At 56.5% G+C, this 16144-nt stretch carries 10 protein-coding genes; 6 read left to right on the forward strand and 4 right to left on the reverse strand.

Annotated elements, in window-relative coordinates:
• Positions 1-61: 61 nt before the first annotated feature.
• Together AC6I8R_RS04745 and sbcD are read right to left on the reverse strand one after the other, a co-directional pair.
• A complete protein-coding gene (locus tag AC6I8R_RS04745) occupies positions 62-3589 on the reverse strand; it encodes an AAA family ATPase (RefSeq protein WP_497831968.1) in 3528 nt (1175 codons plus the stop codon).
• Positions 3586-4803, reverse strand: coding sequence for an exonuclease subunit SbcD (gene sbcD, locus AC6I8R_RS04750; RefSeq protein WP_021185880.1), 1218 nt, complete (start codon positions 4801-4803; stop codon positions 3586-3588). The genes AC6I8R_RS04745 and sbcD overlap by 4 nt, the downstream gene beginning before the upstream one ends.
• Positions 4804-4999: 196 nt before the next feature.
• On the opposite strand from sbcD, the gene phoB reads away from it, so the two are divergent.
• The 6 genes from phoB to proY all read left to right on the forward strand — a co-directional run bounded on the left by phoB (position 5000) and on the right by proY (position 12492).
• Entirely contained in the window at positions 5000-5689 is a 690-nt protein-coding gene (gene phoB / locus AC6I8R_RS04755) for a phosphate response regulator transcription factor PhoB (protein ID WP_021185878.1), read from the forward strand.
• Between the two features lie 14 nt (positions 5690-5703).
• Positions 5704-7017: a phosphate regulon sensor histidine kinase PhoR gene (gene phoR, locus AC6I8R_RS04760; RefSeq protein ID WP_415174746.1), complete on the forward strand. Its 1314-nt coding sequence runs from the start codon at positions 5704-5706 to the stop codon at positions 7015-7017.
• 124 nt (positions 7018-7141) lie between these two features.
• The gene (locus AC6I8R_RS04765) at positions 7142-8068 is read left to right on the forward strand and encodes a PstS family phosphate ABC transporter substrate-binding protein (protein WP_415174745.1); all 927 of its coding nucleotides are present in this window, start codon (positions 7142-7144) and stop codon (positions 8066-8068) included.
• Positions 8069-8243: 175 nt separating this feature from the next.
• The gene (locus tag AC6I8R_RS04770) at positions 8244-9350 is read left to right on the forward strand and encodes a cobalamin-independent methionine synthase II family protein (protein WP_497831969.1); all 1107 of its coding nucleotides are present in this window, start codon (positions 8244-8246) and stop codon (positions 9348-9350) included.
• Between the two features lie 402 nt (positions 9351-9752).
• Positions 9753-11072, forward strand: coding sequence for a branched-chain amino acid transport system II carrier protein (gene brnQ, locus AC6I8R_RS04775; protein WP_036627602.1), 1320 nt, complete (start codon positions 9753-9755; stop codon positions 11070-11072).
• Between the two features lie 67 nt (positions 11073-11139).
• On the forward strand, positions 11140-12492 hold the full coding sequence (proY, locus tag AC6I8R_RS04780; protein WP_497830162.1) for a proline-specific permease ProY: 1353 nt from the start codon (positions 11140-11142) through the stop codon (positions 12490-12492).
• 103 nt (positions 12493-12595) lie between these two features.
• Here proY and AC6I8R_RS04785 read toward each other — a convergent pair whose 3' ends face one another.
• Together AC6I8R_RS04785 and AC6I8R_RS04790 are read right to left on the reverse strand one after the other, a co-directional pair.
• The gene (locus AC6I8R_RS04785) at positions 12596-14548 is read right to left on the reverse strand and encodes an acyltransferase family protein (protein WP_497831970.1); all 1953 of its coding nucleotides are present in this window, start codon (positions 14546-14548) and stop codon (positions 12596-12598) included.
• Between the two features lie 318 nt (positions 14549-14866).
• Positions 14867-16144, reverse strand: coding sequence for a histidine-type phosphatase (locus tag AC6I8R_RS04790; RefSeq protein WP_415174742.1), 1278 nt, complete (start codon positions 16142-16144; stop codon positions 14867-14869).

The raw sequence follows: 16144 nt of genomic DNA on the forward strand, positions 1-16144 counted from the left end.
CTGCAAATGCTATGGCATTCATCCTGGTGTCGATAAAACCAGAATTTGCCGCACCGTGCGGTTACGGCAATTCCAGTTTGCTGTATCCCAGACCATTCATCTTACGTACCCTGATCTGCACCGGAATACGCTCCTTCATCGCTTCCACATGGCTGATAACGCCAATGGTTTTGCCGCTGGCATTCAACGCATCGAGGGCGTCCAGCGCGGTGTCGAGCGTTTCGGCATCCAGCGTGCCAAAGCCTTCATCAAGGAACAGCGATTCGATGCGGGTTTTGTGGCTGACGAGGTCGGATAACGCCAGTGCCAGCGCCAGGCTGACCAGAAAACTCTCGCCACCGGACAGCGTGCGGGTGTCGCGGGTGGCATCGGCCTGCCAGGTATCCACCACATCCAGTTCCAGCTCATCCGTGGCACGGCGTTGCAGCAGATAACGACCATGCAGGCGATCGAGCTGACGGTTCGCCAGCCATACCAGGTGATCAAGGGTTAACCCCTGGGCGAAACGGCGGAATTTGTCACCTTTGGCGGAGCCGATTAACTCGTTAAGTTGGCTCCATTGCACCAGTTCCGCTTCGTAGCTGCTGATTTGCGTCAACAGCGCCTGCTGCTGCTCACGTAGTTGCGTGTCGCTGGACAACTGTTGCTGTGCCTCTCCCTGTTGACGTGCGTTGTCGCGCAGCGCCACGCGCAAGTTTTCCAGCCGGGGGCCGATCTCTGCCGCCAGTTCGTCGCTCAGTTCGGCCGGACGTTGTTGCTGGTGGGCAGTGACGCGCTGCGTCAGTTGTTGGCTCAGGGTGATGTGCTGTTGATGCTGCTGTTCCAGCGCCTGTAAACGCTGACGCAGTTGCTCAACGTCGGTAGCATCAAGCAGCGCTGCGCGTAGTGCGGCTTCGTCGGCAAAATCACTGCGCTGCAAAGCGCTGAGGAAATCTCGGGTTGCTGCCTCCAGACGAGCGGTTTGTGCCTGTTGCTGCTGTTCGATTTGCGCGCGTTGACCGTCCAGGCTGTGCGCGGCGCTTTGCGCCTGCTGCCAGGCCTGTAATTGCTGCGCTACTTCCTGTTCGCATTTGTGTAGCGCCGCCTGGTGCGCCTGACGTTCGGCCTGCACCTGGCGGTCGCCAAACAGTTGCTGCCGACGCTGTTGCTGTTCGCTGCATTGCTGTTGCAAGGTGCTGAACGTTTGTTGCAACGCCGCGAGACGCTGCTGTTCACGCGCAAGATTCTGTTGCAGGTTGTGGTGCTCGCTGTTGGCTTTCGCCAACTGCGGTTGCAGGGTGGTGAGTAACCGCTCACTCTCCTGCCATTTCTGCCAGCGTAGCTGCAACGCGCTCAACCAGTCTTCACGCGCCTCGCGCGCGGGTAGGGTGAGCTGATGTTGGGTCAGTTGCTGTGCCAGTTGTTGGCTGAGTTGCTGCCACGCAGCCCGCTCGGCTTCGCTACGCTGGTTGAGATCGTTCAGCGTCTGCTGCACGCTGGTAATTTGCTGCTGTGCCAGTTGCTGCTGTTGCAGATGCTCCAGCCATTCCCGTAGCTGATTTTCCTGCTGATCCTGCTCGCGTTGCCAGCGGGTCACATCGTCCTGCTGCTCCAGCGTGAAGGTGAGCGCCAGCTCACCGGTCAACCGTTGCCACTGTTCACTCAGCGTGCTGAGCTGCTGCCCGATTTCCTTGAGTTCCTGCTGCAACGCCTGCTGTTGCAGCAATGACAGGCGTTGCTGCTCACCTTTGGCGGTGCCGGATTCTTTGAGCTGCGTCTCCTGGTTTTGCAGAGCGACAAGACGCTGCTGATTTTCACCGAGTGCCAATTGCCGATATTCGTCGATAGCCGGATGCTGGCACGAGCCGCAGAGCGGGCAGGGTTGGTTTGGCTGTAACCGGGCGCGTTCATCCGCCAGGTTGGCGATGGTGAGTTCCAAATCACAGATTTTCTGCACATCAAGTCGCGCTTGATTGACTCGCTTCCACTCCTCGCGCAGCGCCTGTAAAACCTGTTCTTCCGCCTGATATTGCTGGGAGAGCGTATCCAGTTTTGCCTGACGTTGTTGTTGCTGTGGCTGGAGTGAACGCCACTGCGCCGTCAACAGGGTCAGTTGCTGACGTGATGCACGTTGCACCTGATGTTGCGCTAACGTATCACGGACCTGATCGATAGCAGGCGGCGCGGCCGGCAGCGCCTGCTGACGGGCAGCGAAAGCTTGCTGGAGCTGGTCAAGCTGCTGTTGTTGCTGCTGTTGCTGATTGCTCAACTGGGTGACGGCCAGCTCGCGTTCATCCAGCCGGGTAATGTCGGATTGCCAGCGCGCCAGATGCTCGCCCCAGGCCGCGACGCTGGCTTCGCGGGTGCGCCATTGTTGCTGCTCATCCCACAGTTGTTGTAAGCGTTCACTCTCCTGTTGTTGCTGGCTGAGTGCGGTGCTGTTTTGCTGCACCAACTGCTGTTGCGCCGTTATCTGGCGCTGCTGGTCGCTGACCTGCTGTTGCAGGGTCGCGATGTGTTGATCAAGTGGGATGACCTGCTCGGTCAGCAGCGTTTCCAGTTGTTGTTGTGCGTGCTGTGCCTGCTCGCGCGCCTGTTGGGCCGTGTGGAAACGTGCTTCGCCTTGCTGCTGGGCATGGATCGCCTGTTGATGCTGCGCTTGCACCTGCTGCATTTGCCGGGCGAGGGCGATATTTTCCTGTTCCAGCTGTGTGCGCTGTTGCAGTTTATCGCGTAATTTTTCCGCCGGTTCGGCGCGCGCCAGCCTCTGACGTTCAGGTTCGGCCTGGTGCCATGCGTTTTCTGCCGCCTGCAACGCCTGTTGCGCCTGTTGCTGTTCGCCAGCTAATTGTTGGGACTGACTCAGCCACTGTTGTTGCTGCTGCGCAGTGGTGAGCTGCTGGTTCAGCGTGACCTCGGCTGCATTGAGTTGTTCCAACTGACTTGCCAGCTCAGCCCGCCGCGTCTCATCCAGCAACGACATTCCTCCGGCGCGGGCGCGCAGCGTGTCGAGATCGGCACGCGCGCTTTTGTAGCGCTCGAAAATCTGGATTGAGATTTGCCCGTAGATCTCGGTGCCGGTCAGCTCCTCCAGCAGCTCGGCGCGCTCGCCCGGTTTGGCATTCAAAAAGGCAGCAAATTGCCCCTGCGACAGCATCATTGAGCGGGTAAAGCGGGCGAAATCAAGACCGGATAGGGTTTCGATCAGTTTTAATTTGTCGCCCACTTTGTCGGCAACGATTTGGTTGTCGGCACAACGCGCCAGCTCAACACGCGGAGCCTGCAATTTGCCGTCGGCCTGACCACGGGCGCGGTTCTGGCTCCAGAAGGCACGCCAGGCTTCACCCTTGATCTCAAACTCCACCTCGGCGAGGCATTCGGCGGTATCCCGGGTGATCAGTTCGTTCTGGGTTTGCGACAGCACGCCGAGACGTGGCGTCTGGTGATACAGCGCCAGACAGATGGCGTCGAGCAGGGTGGTTTTACCAGCGCCGGTGGCCCCGGTAATGGCAAACAAACCGTTACTGGCAAATGGCTCACGGCGAAAATCGATAAACCATTCTCCGCGCAGGGCGTTGAGGTTTTTAAAACGCAGCGTCAGGATTTTCATGCAGAGGGGTTCTCCAGCGCGGCAAGGGTGGTGCGAAACAGTTGCGTAAGGTGTGCTGCCTGGTCGGCATCCAGATCCTCTTCCAGCGCCAGACGACGCGCAAACACCTCTTCAACCTGCAATTCGCTCAGAGTTTCGTTATCCAGTCGCGCCAGGCTGCGGCTGCGCTGTTCGCGGCTGCGGCGGACCAGTAGCACCTCCACCGGTAAGTTTTCCGTCAGTTGTTCCACGCGGCGTTGCAGGTCGCTCAGGTGCTCCTGAGTGGTGATTTCAATATCCAGCCACACCGCCAGGTCGCCCTCTTTTTCTTTGAACAGCGCCAGTTGCCGTTCGATATCCGCCAGCGATCCTTTCAGCATCTGCATTGGCTGGAACAGCGGGATGGTCAGCGGCGTCACGGCATCAAGGCCGGTGCTGAAATCCAGCAGAAACACGCTCTTGTCGCGGCCCAACTCATCAAAGCTGAGTGGAATAGGCGAACCGCTGTAGCGAATATGATCGCTGTCAGCAATGCGTTGTGCTCGGTGAATATGGCCGAGGGCGATGTAATCCGCTGCCGGGAATGCCTGCGCCGGAAAGGCATCGAGGGTGCCGATGTAGATATCGCGCACCGAGTCGCTTTTGGTTACGCCGACGGTGGTGAGATGGCCGGTGGCGATAATCGGCAGTTTGCCCCCGAGTGCTGCGCGCTGCGCCTCTGCGGCGGCAAAGCAGTGCTGATAATGTTGTTCGATGGCTTCCAGCAGCGACAGCTGTTTTTCCCGCCCGGACTGTCCGGCCTGGCTGCGCAAAATATCGCGCGGGCGCAGATAAGGGATGGCGCACAGCAGCGCGCCTGGTGTACCGTCGCGCTGCTTCAGGGTCAGCACCTGCTGCTCGCCCTGCGGCGTAGCGCTGGTGATCACCTGCGTGTTGAGGCAGGCAAGCAGTTCGCGTGATTCATTGAGCGTTGCCACCGAATCGTGGTTCCCTGCCAGAACGATCAACTGGCAGCGGCTGGCCTGCAACGCCACCACGAAGCGGTTAAACATTTCACGCGCATAGCTTGGTGGTGAGCCGGTATCAAACAGGTCACCGGCGATAATCAGCGCATCCACCTGATGCTGGTCAATCTGCTGGCGCAGCCAGTCGAGAAATGCCTGATGTTCAGCAGCGCGACTTTTGCTGTAAAAGAACTGGCCCAGATGCCAGTCTGCCGTATGGATGATGCGCATGGATGCTCCCTGCCAGAAAAAGCGATGGGGAATTATAACGACTTCACCACGAAAGAAAAAAAAACGCCTCACGGCTGTCACATTTCTGTTTTTCCACTAAATTTCCAGGGTTGGGTTTTTCATAAAAGTGTCATAAAACTGACGCATAATGACGCCGCAAATCCCAGTGACAGCCGTCATATCAGCAGGAGTAATAATGGCTAAGCGCATTTTGGTTGTGGAAGACGAAGCTCCCATCCGTGAAATGTTATGTTTCGTGCTGGAACAGAACGATTACCAGCCGATTGAGGCGGAAGATTATGACAGCGCAGTAGGGAAGCTCATCGAACCCTGGCCGGATTTGATTTTGCTGGACTGGATGTTACCTGGCGGTAGCGGTATCCAGTTTATCAAGCACCTGAAACGTGAAGCCATGACGCGCGATATTCCGGTGATGATGCTGACGGCGCGTGGCGAAGAAGAAGATCGTGTACGCGGTCTGGAAGTGGGCGCTGACGATTACATCACCAAACCGTTTTCCCCGAAAGAGTTGATGGCGCGTATCAAAGCGGTGATGCGGCGTATTTCGCCGATGGCGGTGGAAGAGGTGATTGAGATGCAGGGACTGAGCCTTGACCCGTCATCACATCGCGTGATGTCCGAAGCCACGCCGCTGGAGATGGGACCGACTGAGTACAAATTGCTGCACTTCTTTATGACGCACCCGGAACGCGTTTACAGCCGTGAACAACTGCTGAACCATGTCTGGGGCACCAATGTGTATGTCGAAGATCGTACTGTCGATGTGCATATCCGTCGTTTACGTAAAGCGCTGGAGGTCTCCGGCCACGATCGCATGGTACAAACCGTACGCGGAACAGGGTATCGTTTCTCTGCTCGCTACTAAACGGAGTCTTTACCGTGCTGGAACGACTCTCCTGGAAGAGATTATTGACCGAACTGGTGCTGGTCTGTCTGCCGGCACTGATTTTAGGTCTGGTATTTGGCTATCTCCCCTGGCTGCTGCTGATCGCGGTGCTGGGTTTGCTGTTGTGGCATTTCTGGAACCTGATGCGACTCTCCCATTGGTTATGGGTTGATCGATCCATGACGCCGCCCGGTGGACGCGCCAGCTGGGAACCGCTGTTTTACGGGCTGTATCAAATGCAGTTGCGTAACCGTCGTCGTCGTCGCGAGCTGGGCAACCTGATCAAACGCTTTCGCAGCGGTGCAGAATCGCTGCCGGATGCGGTGGTGCTGACCACCGAAGAGGGTATCATTTTCTGGTGTAACGGCCTGGCGCAACAGCATCTCGGCCTGCGCTGGCCAGAAGACAATGGTCAGAACATCCTCAACCTGCTGCGCTATCCTGAATTCTCCCGCTATATCCGCCAGCGTGACTTTAATAAGCCGCTGACGTTGGTGCTGAATAATCAACATCATATGGAGTTTCGCGTGATGCCCTACAGCGAAGGGCAGTGGCTGATGGTGGCGCGTGATGTGACGCAAATGCATCAACTGGAGGGCGCGCGACGTAACTTCTTCGCCAACGTCAGCCATGAGTTGCGTACCCCGCTGACGGTGTTGCAAGGCTATCTGGAGATGATGAACGATTCGGTGATGAACGAACGTTCACGCAGCAAAGCGTTGCAAACCATGACGGAGCAAACGCGACGTATGGATAGCCTGGTGAAGCAACTGCTGACGCTGTCGCGCATTGAAGCTGCTCCCGCCCTCGATATGAAAGAGACGGTAGATGTGCCAACCATGCTGTTGCTGCTCCAGCGCGAAGCGGAAACCTTGAGCCAGGGGCGTCATGAGATCCATTTCCACACCGATCCGCATCTCAAAGTGCTGGGTAATGATGAACAGTTGCGCAGCGCCATCTCCAACCTGGTGTATAACGCGGTCAACCATACGCCGGAAGGGACGCGCATTGATATCAGCTGGCTACGTAATAAACAGGGTGCCGAGTTTAAGGTGTGCGATAACGGGCCAGGGATCAGCCCGGAACATCTGCCACGTTTGACCGAACGTTTCTACCGGGTGGATAAAGCGCGTTCGCGCGCTACCGGTGGCAGCGGCCTCGGGCTGGCGATTGTTAAGCATGCCCTCGGTCACCACAACGCCCGGCTGGAAATCACCAGCGTGCCGCATCAGGAAACGTGTTTCAGCTTTATCCTGCCGTCACGGTTGATCGTCGCCAGCCAGATACGGGAGAATGTGGCGCAATAAGCGTTCTGATTTCCCCGTAGCGGCGCGATTTATCGCGCGCCGTTCAATTGGAACACCAAAAAACTGCGCGATAAATCGCTCAAAAGACTGCGCGATAAATCGCGCCGCTACGTGGAATCCTTGCATGAAATCGTTGCTGCTGTTCATTTTGCTGTCGTTCTCTGTGCTGGCGCAGGGGCAACAAACCATGCTGGCGGGCAACCTGAGCAGTGTCGGTTCTGATACCCTCGGTTATCTGATGACGTTGTGGGGCGAGGATTTCAGCCGTCAGTCACCGGGGGTGAATGTGCAGGTACAGGCGGCGGGTTCATCAACGGCACCCACTGCGCTGGCGGCGGGTGCTGCCCAGCTTGGCGCGATGAGCCGTCCGATGCAGGTGGATGAGCGCCAACTGTTTATCGCGCGCTATGGCTATCCTCCGCTGGCGGTGCCGGTGGCAATGGATGCGCTGGTGGTGGTGGTCAATCAGGACAATCCGCTGAAGCAAATTGCGCCACAGCAGCTTGATGCGCTGTTTTCAGTGACGCGTCTGTGCGGTGCGCAGCAGGTGCCGCAGCGCTGGGGGGATGTCGGTCTGACCGATCCACATTGGGCCACGCGTAGTATCCAACGCTACGGACGTAACTCCGCGTCCGGTACCTGGGGCTTCTTCAAGCAGCAGGTGCTGTGCAAGGGCGACTTCCGTGCTGATGTGGCGGAGTTTCCCGGATCGGCGGCGGTGGTGCAGGCGGTGGCAGCGACGCCCAACAGCATTGGTTACGCCAGCTTTGGCTTTCATCTCAGTGGGGTGAAGACGCTGCCGGTGGTCACCAATAGCGGTGAAAGCGTGATGCCGGATGCCGATTCTATCCGTAGCGGCCACTATCCGTGGTCGCGCCCGCTCTATATCTACGTCAATAAAGCGCCCGGGAAACCGTTGCCGCCGTTGGTGTCGGCATTTCTGCATCAGGTGCTGTCACCCCAGGGGCAGCGTCGGGTCAGTGAGGCGGGATATCTGCCGTTGTCTGAGAGTCAGATGGCGCAGGCGCGTGCCGCCATTGAGGAAAATTGAAGAACGAACATCGCAACATGAATTTTCTTCATGTCACCTGAATTTTCTTCGTTTGCCCAAATCCGTCCAACATGTCACTCTCCTTAGCCATATAGCCATCCGGATGGCCAAAAATAACCAGGTGAAATTATTACCTGACGCAACCATGCGTTTACGGCTTTAGCCAGGAGTGATCATGCAACGAGTAACCGCCCCGTTCCGCGCCGATACCGTCGGCAGTTTTCTGCGTCCCGCCGCTATCAAAGAGGCTCGCGAGCAGTTTGCTAAGGGTGAAATTGATGCCGCCGCGCTGCGTCAGGTCGAAGATGACGCTATCCGTCATGTGGTGGAGCAGCAGCGTGCCAACGGTCTGAAAGTGGTTACCGATGGTGAATTTCGCCGCGCCTGGTGGCACTTCGACTTCTTTGATGATCTGATTGGCGTCGAGCGTTACGAAGCGGAGCAGGGCATTCAATTTAATGGCGTGCAGACGAAAGCGCGTGGCGTGAAAGTGACCGGCAAAGTGGCGTTTAACCCGAACCACCCGATGCTGGAGCACTTCCGCTTCCTGCAAAACATTGCCGGTGACGCAGTGCCGAAGATGACCATTCCCAGCCCGAGCGTGCTGCATTTCCGTGGTGGTCGCAAAGTGATCGACGCCAACGTTTACCCGGATCTGAAAGAGTACTTCGCCGATCTGGCGCAAACTTACAAAGATGCCATTCAGGCGTTTTACGCGGCTGGCTGCCGTTATCTGCAACTGGACGATACCGTCTGGGCCTATCTGTGTTCCACCGATCAGCAGCAGCAGATCCGCGAACGTGGCGAAGATCCGCAAGAACTGGCGCGTATCTACGCTCAGGTGCTGAATACTGCTCTGGAAGGTAAACCGGCAGATCTGACCGTCGGCCTGCATGTGTGTCGTGGTAATTTCCGTTCCACCTGGATCTCCGAAGGCGGCTACGAGCCGGTGGCTGAGGTGTTGTTTGGCGGGGTAAATATCGATGCCTTCTTCCTCGAATATGACAACGAGCGCTCTGGTGGTTTCGAGCCACTGCGCTTTATCAAGCCGGGTCATCAGCAGGTGGTACTGGGCCTGATCACCACCAAAACCGGTGAGCTGGAAGACCCGGCCCAGGTGAAGGCACGTTTGCAGGAAGCGGCACAATTCGTCAGCCTGGATCAGATTTGCCTCAGCCCGCAGTGCGGCTTCGCCTCAACAGAAGAGGGCAATAGCCTGAGCGAAGATCAGCAGTGGCAGAAAATCCGCCTGGTGGTCGACATCGCAAATCAGGTGTGGTGATGCTGTAAACTTGTGCAAACAGGCGCGTAAATCGCGCCTTTTGTGCATCTTAAACCGCGGTTATGCGCGGATATCTCCCGCGTTGTGGAAAGTTTAAGCAAATCATCTGATGTGATTTCGAGCTTATCTATATTGATTCACTGCTTTTTATCTGTTTAGTGCTATATCCTTCTGGTTTTCCGATCCCGTATTGCCTTTCTCCGCTATAAACGTTTTACTACGCGCCGTTGTCGATTCTTCCCTCTGTGAACAGAAGAAAAGCAGTCTAAATCACCTGCGCTTTAACTATCTGACGAGCATAACGCACTGGCGTTGATGGATAAGTCGTTGTTTTGGCGCGGTCAGGGGGCAACACAAACTCAACTTTCACCGCAACATCAGCTACAGGCCGTACAGAAGTTTATGACTTATCGTTTAACCCCGAAGGATATCCTCGCGCTGGGCTTTATGACGTTTGCCCTGTTTGTTGGCGCAGGAAACATCATTTTCCCACCGATGGTGGGTATTCAGTCTGGCGAACACGTTTGGATTGCTGCCATTGGTTTCCTGATCACTGCCGTGGGCCTGCCGGTGATGACCGTTATCGCGCTGGCGCGCGTTGGCGGCGGTATCGATGCCCTCAGCTCGCCGATTGGTAAAGCCGCCGGTTTGCTGCTGGCTACCGTCTGTTATCTGGCTGTTGGCCCGCTGTTTGCCACACCGCGTACCGCGACCGTGTCATTTGAAGTGGGTATCGCCCCGCTGACCGGTGACGGCGCGCTGCCGCTGTTTATCTACAGCCTGATTTACTTTTCGCTGGTGATCGTGATCTCCCTCTATCCGGGCAAACTGCTGGATACCGTGGGTCACTTCCTCGCACCGCTGAAAATTGTTGCCCTGACGGTGCTGGGTGTTGCCGCGCTGCTGTGGCCTGCGGGTGGGCTTTCCCCGGCGACGGCAGATTATCAGCGTGCGGCGTTTTCCAGCGGCTTTGTTAACGGCTATCTGACGATGGATACCTTGGGTGCGCTGGTGTTCGGTATCGTTATCGTTAACGCGGCGCGTTCACGCGGCGTGGAAGATTCCGGCCTGTTGACCCGCTACACCATGCTGGCCGGTATCATTGCCGGTGTGGGGCTGACGCTGGTGTATCTGTGCCTGTTCAAGCTGGGTTCAGACAGTGGCGCGATTGTTGATCAGAACGCCAACGGCGCGGCGATTCTGCACGCTTACGTGCAGCAGACCTTCGGCGGCATGGGCAGCTTCTTCCTTGCGGCACTGATCTTCGTGGCCTGTATGGTGACGGCGGTCGGCCTGACCTGCGCCTGTGCAGAATTTTTTGCGCAATACCTGCCGTTGTCGTATAAAGCGCTGGTCTTTATCCTCGGCCTGTTCTCAATGGTGGTGTCAAACCTGGGTCTGAGCCATCTGATTCAGATTTCCATTCCGGTGCTGACGGCGATTTATCCGCCCTGCATCGTGCTGGTGGTGCTGAGCTTCACCCTGAACTGGTGGAACAAGAGCAGCCGTATTATCGCCCCGGCGATGCTGGTGAGTCTGTTGTTCGGCATTGTCGATGCCATCAAAACCACCAGTTTTAAAGACGCGCTGCCGTTGTTCAGTCAGCACCTGCCGCTGGCCGATCAGGGACTCTCCTGGTTGCCGCCGTCGCTGGTGATGCTGCTGATTGCCGCGGTGGTGGATCGCGTAAAAGGACGCGAACAAGTCGCCGTTCACCAGTAAGCGACATTGCTGTTAATTTCGACCACGGGCCTGCCCGTGGTTTTTTCATTTGCAAGGTACTGTAGTTATGCAAGAAACCAATAAGCTCAAACGCGGACTGAGCACGCGCCACATTCGTTTTATGGCACTGGGCTCGGCGATTGGCACCGGGTTGTTTTATGGCTCGGCAGATGCCATCAAAATGGCCGGTCCCAGTGTGCTGCTGGCGTACATCATTGGCGGGGCGGTCGCCTATATCATCATGCGTGCGTTGGGGGAGATGTCGGTCAATAACCCCCAGGCCAGCTCCTTCTCGCGTTATGCGCAGGATTATCTTGGCCCACTGGCGGGGTATATCACCGGCTGGACTTACTGCTTTGAAATTCTGATCGTCGCCATTGCCGATGTCACCGCGTTTGGTATCTACATGGGGGTATGGTTCCCCGAGGTGCCGCACTGGATTTGGGTGCTGAGCGTGGTGCTGATTATTGGTGCCATCAACCTGATGAGCGTGAAGGTGTTTGGTGAGGTGGAGTTCTGGTTCTCCTTCTTTAAAGTCGCCACCATCATCATCATGATCATTGCCGGTTTCGGCATGATTTTCTGGGGCATCGGCAATGGCGGTCAGCCAACCGGTATCCATAACCTGTGGACCAACGGCGGGTTCTTTGCCCACGGCGTGGTCGGTATGCTGCTCTCCTTGCAGATGGTGATGTTTGCTTACGGCGGCATCGAGATTATCGGCATCACCGCCGGTGAAGCCAAAGACCCGAGCAAATCTATCCCGCGTGCGATTAATTCCGTGCCGTGGCGTATCCTGGTGTTCTATGTCGGTACGCTGTTTGTGATTATGTCGATCTATCCGTGGAACCAGGTGGGTACAGCGGGCAGCCCCTTTGTCCTGACTTTCCAGCATCTCGGTATTGCCGCAGCGGCCTCGATCCTCAACTTTGTGGTGCTGACGGCGTCCTTGTCGGCGATCAACAGCGACGTGTTCGGTGTGGGACGTATGCTGCACGGAATGGCGCAGCAGGGACATGCACCGAAGATGTTTATGAAGGTGTCTGAGCGCGGTATTCCGTGGGTTACGGTACTGGTGATGATGGTGGCGATGCTGGTCGCGGTTTATCTTAACTACCTGATGCCGGAAAAAGTGTTCCTGGTGATTGCCTCCCTCGCCACCTTTGCCACCGTGTGGGTGTGGATCATGATTTTGCTGTCGCAGATTGCCTTCCGCCGCAAAATTGGTAAGCAGGAAGCCGGGAAGCTGCAATTTGCTCTGCCGGGTGGCAGCACCACGGCATGGGTTGGGGTGCTATTCCTGGCCTTCATTATCGCGTTGATCGGTTACTTCCCGGATACGCGCGTGTCGTTGTATGTCGGATTTGCGTGGATTGTGCTGTTGCTGCTGGCCTGGCCACTGGTGAAGCGTAACAAGTAAAGATCGCAAACATTTGTAGCGGCGCGATTTATCGCGCTGTTGTTTTTTTGTCCCCTGAAGGCATTGCGCGATAAATTGCGCCGCTACAATAACTTGCGAATAATTACCAGCTCTTGCCTAACGCTATCTCGCCACCATAAGGGCTAAGGTGGTTGTTGTCGTAATACAGTGGCAGACCACCGTTGGCGAACATGCAACCGTGGTCATTACAAAGCTTGTCACGCAAAGACAGCACCCGTACCCCTGACGCCTGATAACTTTGCAAGAGTTCATCCACAGCGGCTTCCGGGTACTGGAACAGTTTGGTGCGCGCGGTGGGTAAGGGCGGCGTATCCCAGCGGCCCAGCCAGTCACTCAACTCGCGGCGGATCGGGATATTGCGATTGTTGCTGTAACGCAACGGGTCGATATCCAGCGATGGAGCGTCTTCGATGATGGTGATTTTTTTCCCCGCCTTGCGCAGTGCAGCAATCACGTTATCCATGCCGAATTTCAGCGCTTCCAAATTGTCCTTCTCAGGGTTTGCCAGTTCACGGAAGCCTGCTCCGGGCAGGATACTCATGCCGGATGCCCAGAAGGCGCTGATCACCACTTCATCAATCTTGTCACTCAGCACCATCTTCAGTACCTCGCGATTAAAATCGACGCATTGTTGTGCGTGTGTCGGCACCTGGCTCACCACACGCGTTACGCCTACCAGAAACGGGCAGGAGGCTTTGGTGAGCTGGAATAAGGGCTTGTGCTGACGCAGAGCATACGCGGCCACCGTGGCGCGCAGCGCCGCAGCGTGGCTGTCGCCGATTAACGCGATACCGGGTTGGTCAGTAACCGGGTGGCACTGCGCATCGGACGACGGGAAATTGGCACCATAATCCAGCAGGCAGGGATTGCGCTGCGCTGAAATCTTCCAGGATTCGCCGTTGACCACTAACTCACTGACACGGTATTTCATCCCACCGGTTTGCCACACCACCAGCATGGCACCGGCAGCCACCAGCGACGAGGCGCAGTAAACCGGGATCACCAGGCGAGTACCACGCTGAGGATGACGGAAAGGTTGTTCGACAAAGCGCCATGACAGCCAGGCAATCAGTAAGGCAAGGGCGCTGATCATCAGACCCTGCCACGCGGTTAAGGGATGATCGCTAAAGATCCGCGCCAGACTGAGCAGTGGCCAGTGCCACAGGTACCAGGAGTAGGAGACGGTACCGATAAAGCGCATCACGCGGTTTTCCAGCAGCAACTGGTTCAGGCGACCACGCGCGCCAATCATCAGACAGCCTGCCGCGACCGGCAATATCGCCAGCCAGCCGGGGAATTCGTCATCGCGCGTCAGGACCGTGGCGCTGACAACGATCAACAGCCAGCCCAGCAGATTGCACAGGTTTGCGGCGCGTCCGTTGATGGGTTGTGGTTGCCACAACGCCAGCAGCACGCCAGCCCCCAATTCCCAGGCGCGGGTGGGGAGCAGGTAGAAGGCATGGGTGCTGTCAGTGGGTGTCAGCCACAGGCAGGCGGCCAGTGAAGCGATGCTGATGACTAAAATCACCCCAGCCATCGAGCGTTTGAAACGTGCCGCCAGCAGCAGGATAAAGGGGAGTACCACGTAGAACTGTTCTTCGATACCGAGCGACCAGGTCATCAGCAGCGGGTTTAAATCAGAATCGCTGCTGAAGTAGTCACCGCTTTTCATCAGCAGCATATTAGGCACGGAGATAAACACCGCCACGCTGTATTTTGCCAGTTGGCTGAATTCAAGTGGTGACAGCAGGATATAGCCGAGCAGCAGCAATATGGCCATCATAAAAAACAATGCAGGCGCGATACGACGAATACGCCGTAGATAAAATTGATAAAAGGAGAAGCGCCCAGCGGAGATTTCCCGACTGATAATGCCACCGATTAAAAAACCGGAAATAACAAAGAAAATATCAACACCGATAAAGCCACCCGGCAGAAAGCTGACACCGGAATGGAACAACACCACTGACAGAATGGCGACAGCGCGCAGGCCGTCAATATCCGCGCGATAACGGAAGCTGTCCGATTTGGTCATAATACCGCCCGTTGATTTTTTAATTACCTGACGCAGATGGCGCAAAAAAAAATAAATCGGCGACTCCTTGTCGCCGAAAAACAAGGGTAAAAAATAATGAATCAAGGGATGATTGACGTTGACAGGTTAACCCGAGGTTAAGGGAATACGAACGCCTGACGGGAAATATAGAAAATCCTCAGAAGAGGCTGACAAATAGCTAACGAAATCTTAATGGTTGTATTTTGTTCAGATAAGCCACAGGCACAGCGGCGCGCTTTATCGCGTGCCCGTTAGCTGACCACCAATCCGTGAAACACCGTGCGATAAATCGCGCCGCTACGGATAATTGACGGGAATAATGGCCTGTTTATCCAGCGCCTGGCGGAAGGTGTCCAGGGTGGATTGATAAGGACATAAGGTGCCGACTTCCGTCACTCTACAGTTTTTCTCATGCCACTCCTGACGCAGTAACGGATGAAGATCATCCACCGGCGTTAAATGTCGCAGGTCATCGAGGCTTTGTGCCTGGAAATAGATACGCACGAAACGTTGCCCGCTTTGTGTGTCGCGCCAGCGTTCAAACACCAGGCTGCTGCCGGGCGGGACATTGCCGCGTGAGTATCCCGGGAGCTGCCAACTGAAGTTCATCAGGGTGCGCACCCGTGCGATATTGGTATCGTGCGCCACCAGCAGTAACCAGCGGGTATCCGGTGAGCTATTGCCGTCGCGGTTGATGCCTTGTTCCAGCCCTTTTATCACCGCATCCAGCAAGATCGAGCCACGGCGTTGCGCCATGTAAGGGACATCGTTGCTGAGGTCATAGCTGGCGGTCAGAATCGGCAACAAGGCGCTGATCTGAGCGGAAGAGGTGATATTGCCCCAGGCCAGTTGGTTTAACGGCAGGTTTTCGCTCCAGCCGAGGCGCAGCGTTTCGACCATGCTGGCCAGCACGCTCAGCCCTTGTACCCAGGTATGGCCTGATTTGGTTTCTTTTAATTGCCACGGACGGGTGAATGCCGTGCAGTCGCTACCGGGGGCGCATACTGCCTGCCTGAGTTGTTGGATGGCGGGCTGGAGTTGCTGTTGCAGCGCGGCTAAATCACCGGCTTTGGCGACCAGTGCGGCGCGTTCTTTGGTCGGGTCAAGCTGGGCAAATGGCTCCTTTTCGCTCTGGAACAGCGGATCGATATCGCCATCCACATGATGAATTGCCACGCCACAGCCAGGAAAGGCACCATCCACCAACGCTTCAGCGGTGGCGCGCGTGCGTTGCAACGGACTGGCGCGTACGTAAATATCCGCACCAGTCGGGCATCCACGGGTGAGCAAGCCCAGTTGACGGTAATGCTCACCTTCCCAACGACCTTTGTTAACCACCGCGGCGTAGCCGTGACCGGTCAGCTCACCATCGTGGGTGGTCCATTGCGTCCAGGGGCGTTGTGTGGCGGCTTCGATCTCTTTACGGTTACCTGGGGTCGGTGGCCGCACGCCGTGACGGCTGATTTCGACCACCTTTTCCAGTTGATAGTGTTCCGCCGCCTGGCTATTGCCGAGCAACAACCACAGAAAACTTGCCAGCAGCAGGCGTACTGACAGAGAGCATCGAACGGACAT

The organism is Pantoea sp. X-Soil-OKNW-713 (genome assembly GCF_059730685.1).

Excerpts from the sequence above, each read along its gene's own strand:
- AC6I8R_RS04765 (WP_415174745.1), top strand. The coding sequence starts at position 7,142 with ATGAAATCGTTGCTGCTGTTCATTTTGCTGTCGTTCTCTGTGCTGGCG.
- proY (WP_497830162.1), top strand. The coding sequence starts at position 11,140 with ATGCAAGAAACCAATAAGCTCAAACGCGGACTGAGCACGCGCCACATT.
- brnQ (WP_036627602.1), top strand. The coding sequence starts at position 9,753 with ATGACTTATCGTTTAACCCCGAAGGATATCCTCGCGCTGGGCTTTATG.
- phoB (WP_021185878.1), top strand. The coding sequence starts at position 5,000 with ATGGCTAAGCGCATTTTGGTTGTGGAAGACGAAGCTCCCATCCGTGAA.
- AC6I8R_RS04785 (WP_497831970.1), bottom strand. The coding sequence starts at position 14,548 with ATGACCAAATCGGACAGCTTCCGTTATCGCGCGGATATTGACGGCCTG.
- AC6I8R_RS04745 (WP_497831968.1), bottom strand. The coding sequence starts at position 3,589 with ATGAAAATCCTGACGCTGCGTTTTAAAAACCTCAACGCCCTGCGCGGA.
- sbcD (WP_021185880.1), bottom strand. The coding sequence starts at position 4,803 with ATGCGCATCATCCATACGGCAGACTGGCATCTGGGCCAGTTCTTTTAC.
- AC6I8R_RS04770 (WP_497831969.1), top strand. The coding sequence starts at position 8,244 with ATGCAACGAGTAACCGCCCCGTTCCGCGCCGATACCGTCGGCAGTTTT.
- AC6I8R_RS04790 (WP_415174742.1), bottom strand. The coding sequence starts at position 16,144 with ATGTCCGTTCGATGCTCTCTGTCAGTACGCCTGCTGCTGGCAAGTTTT.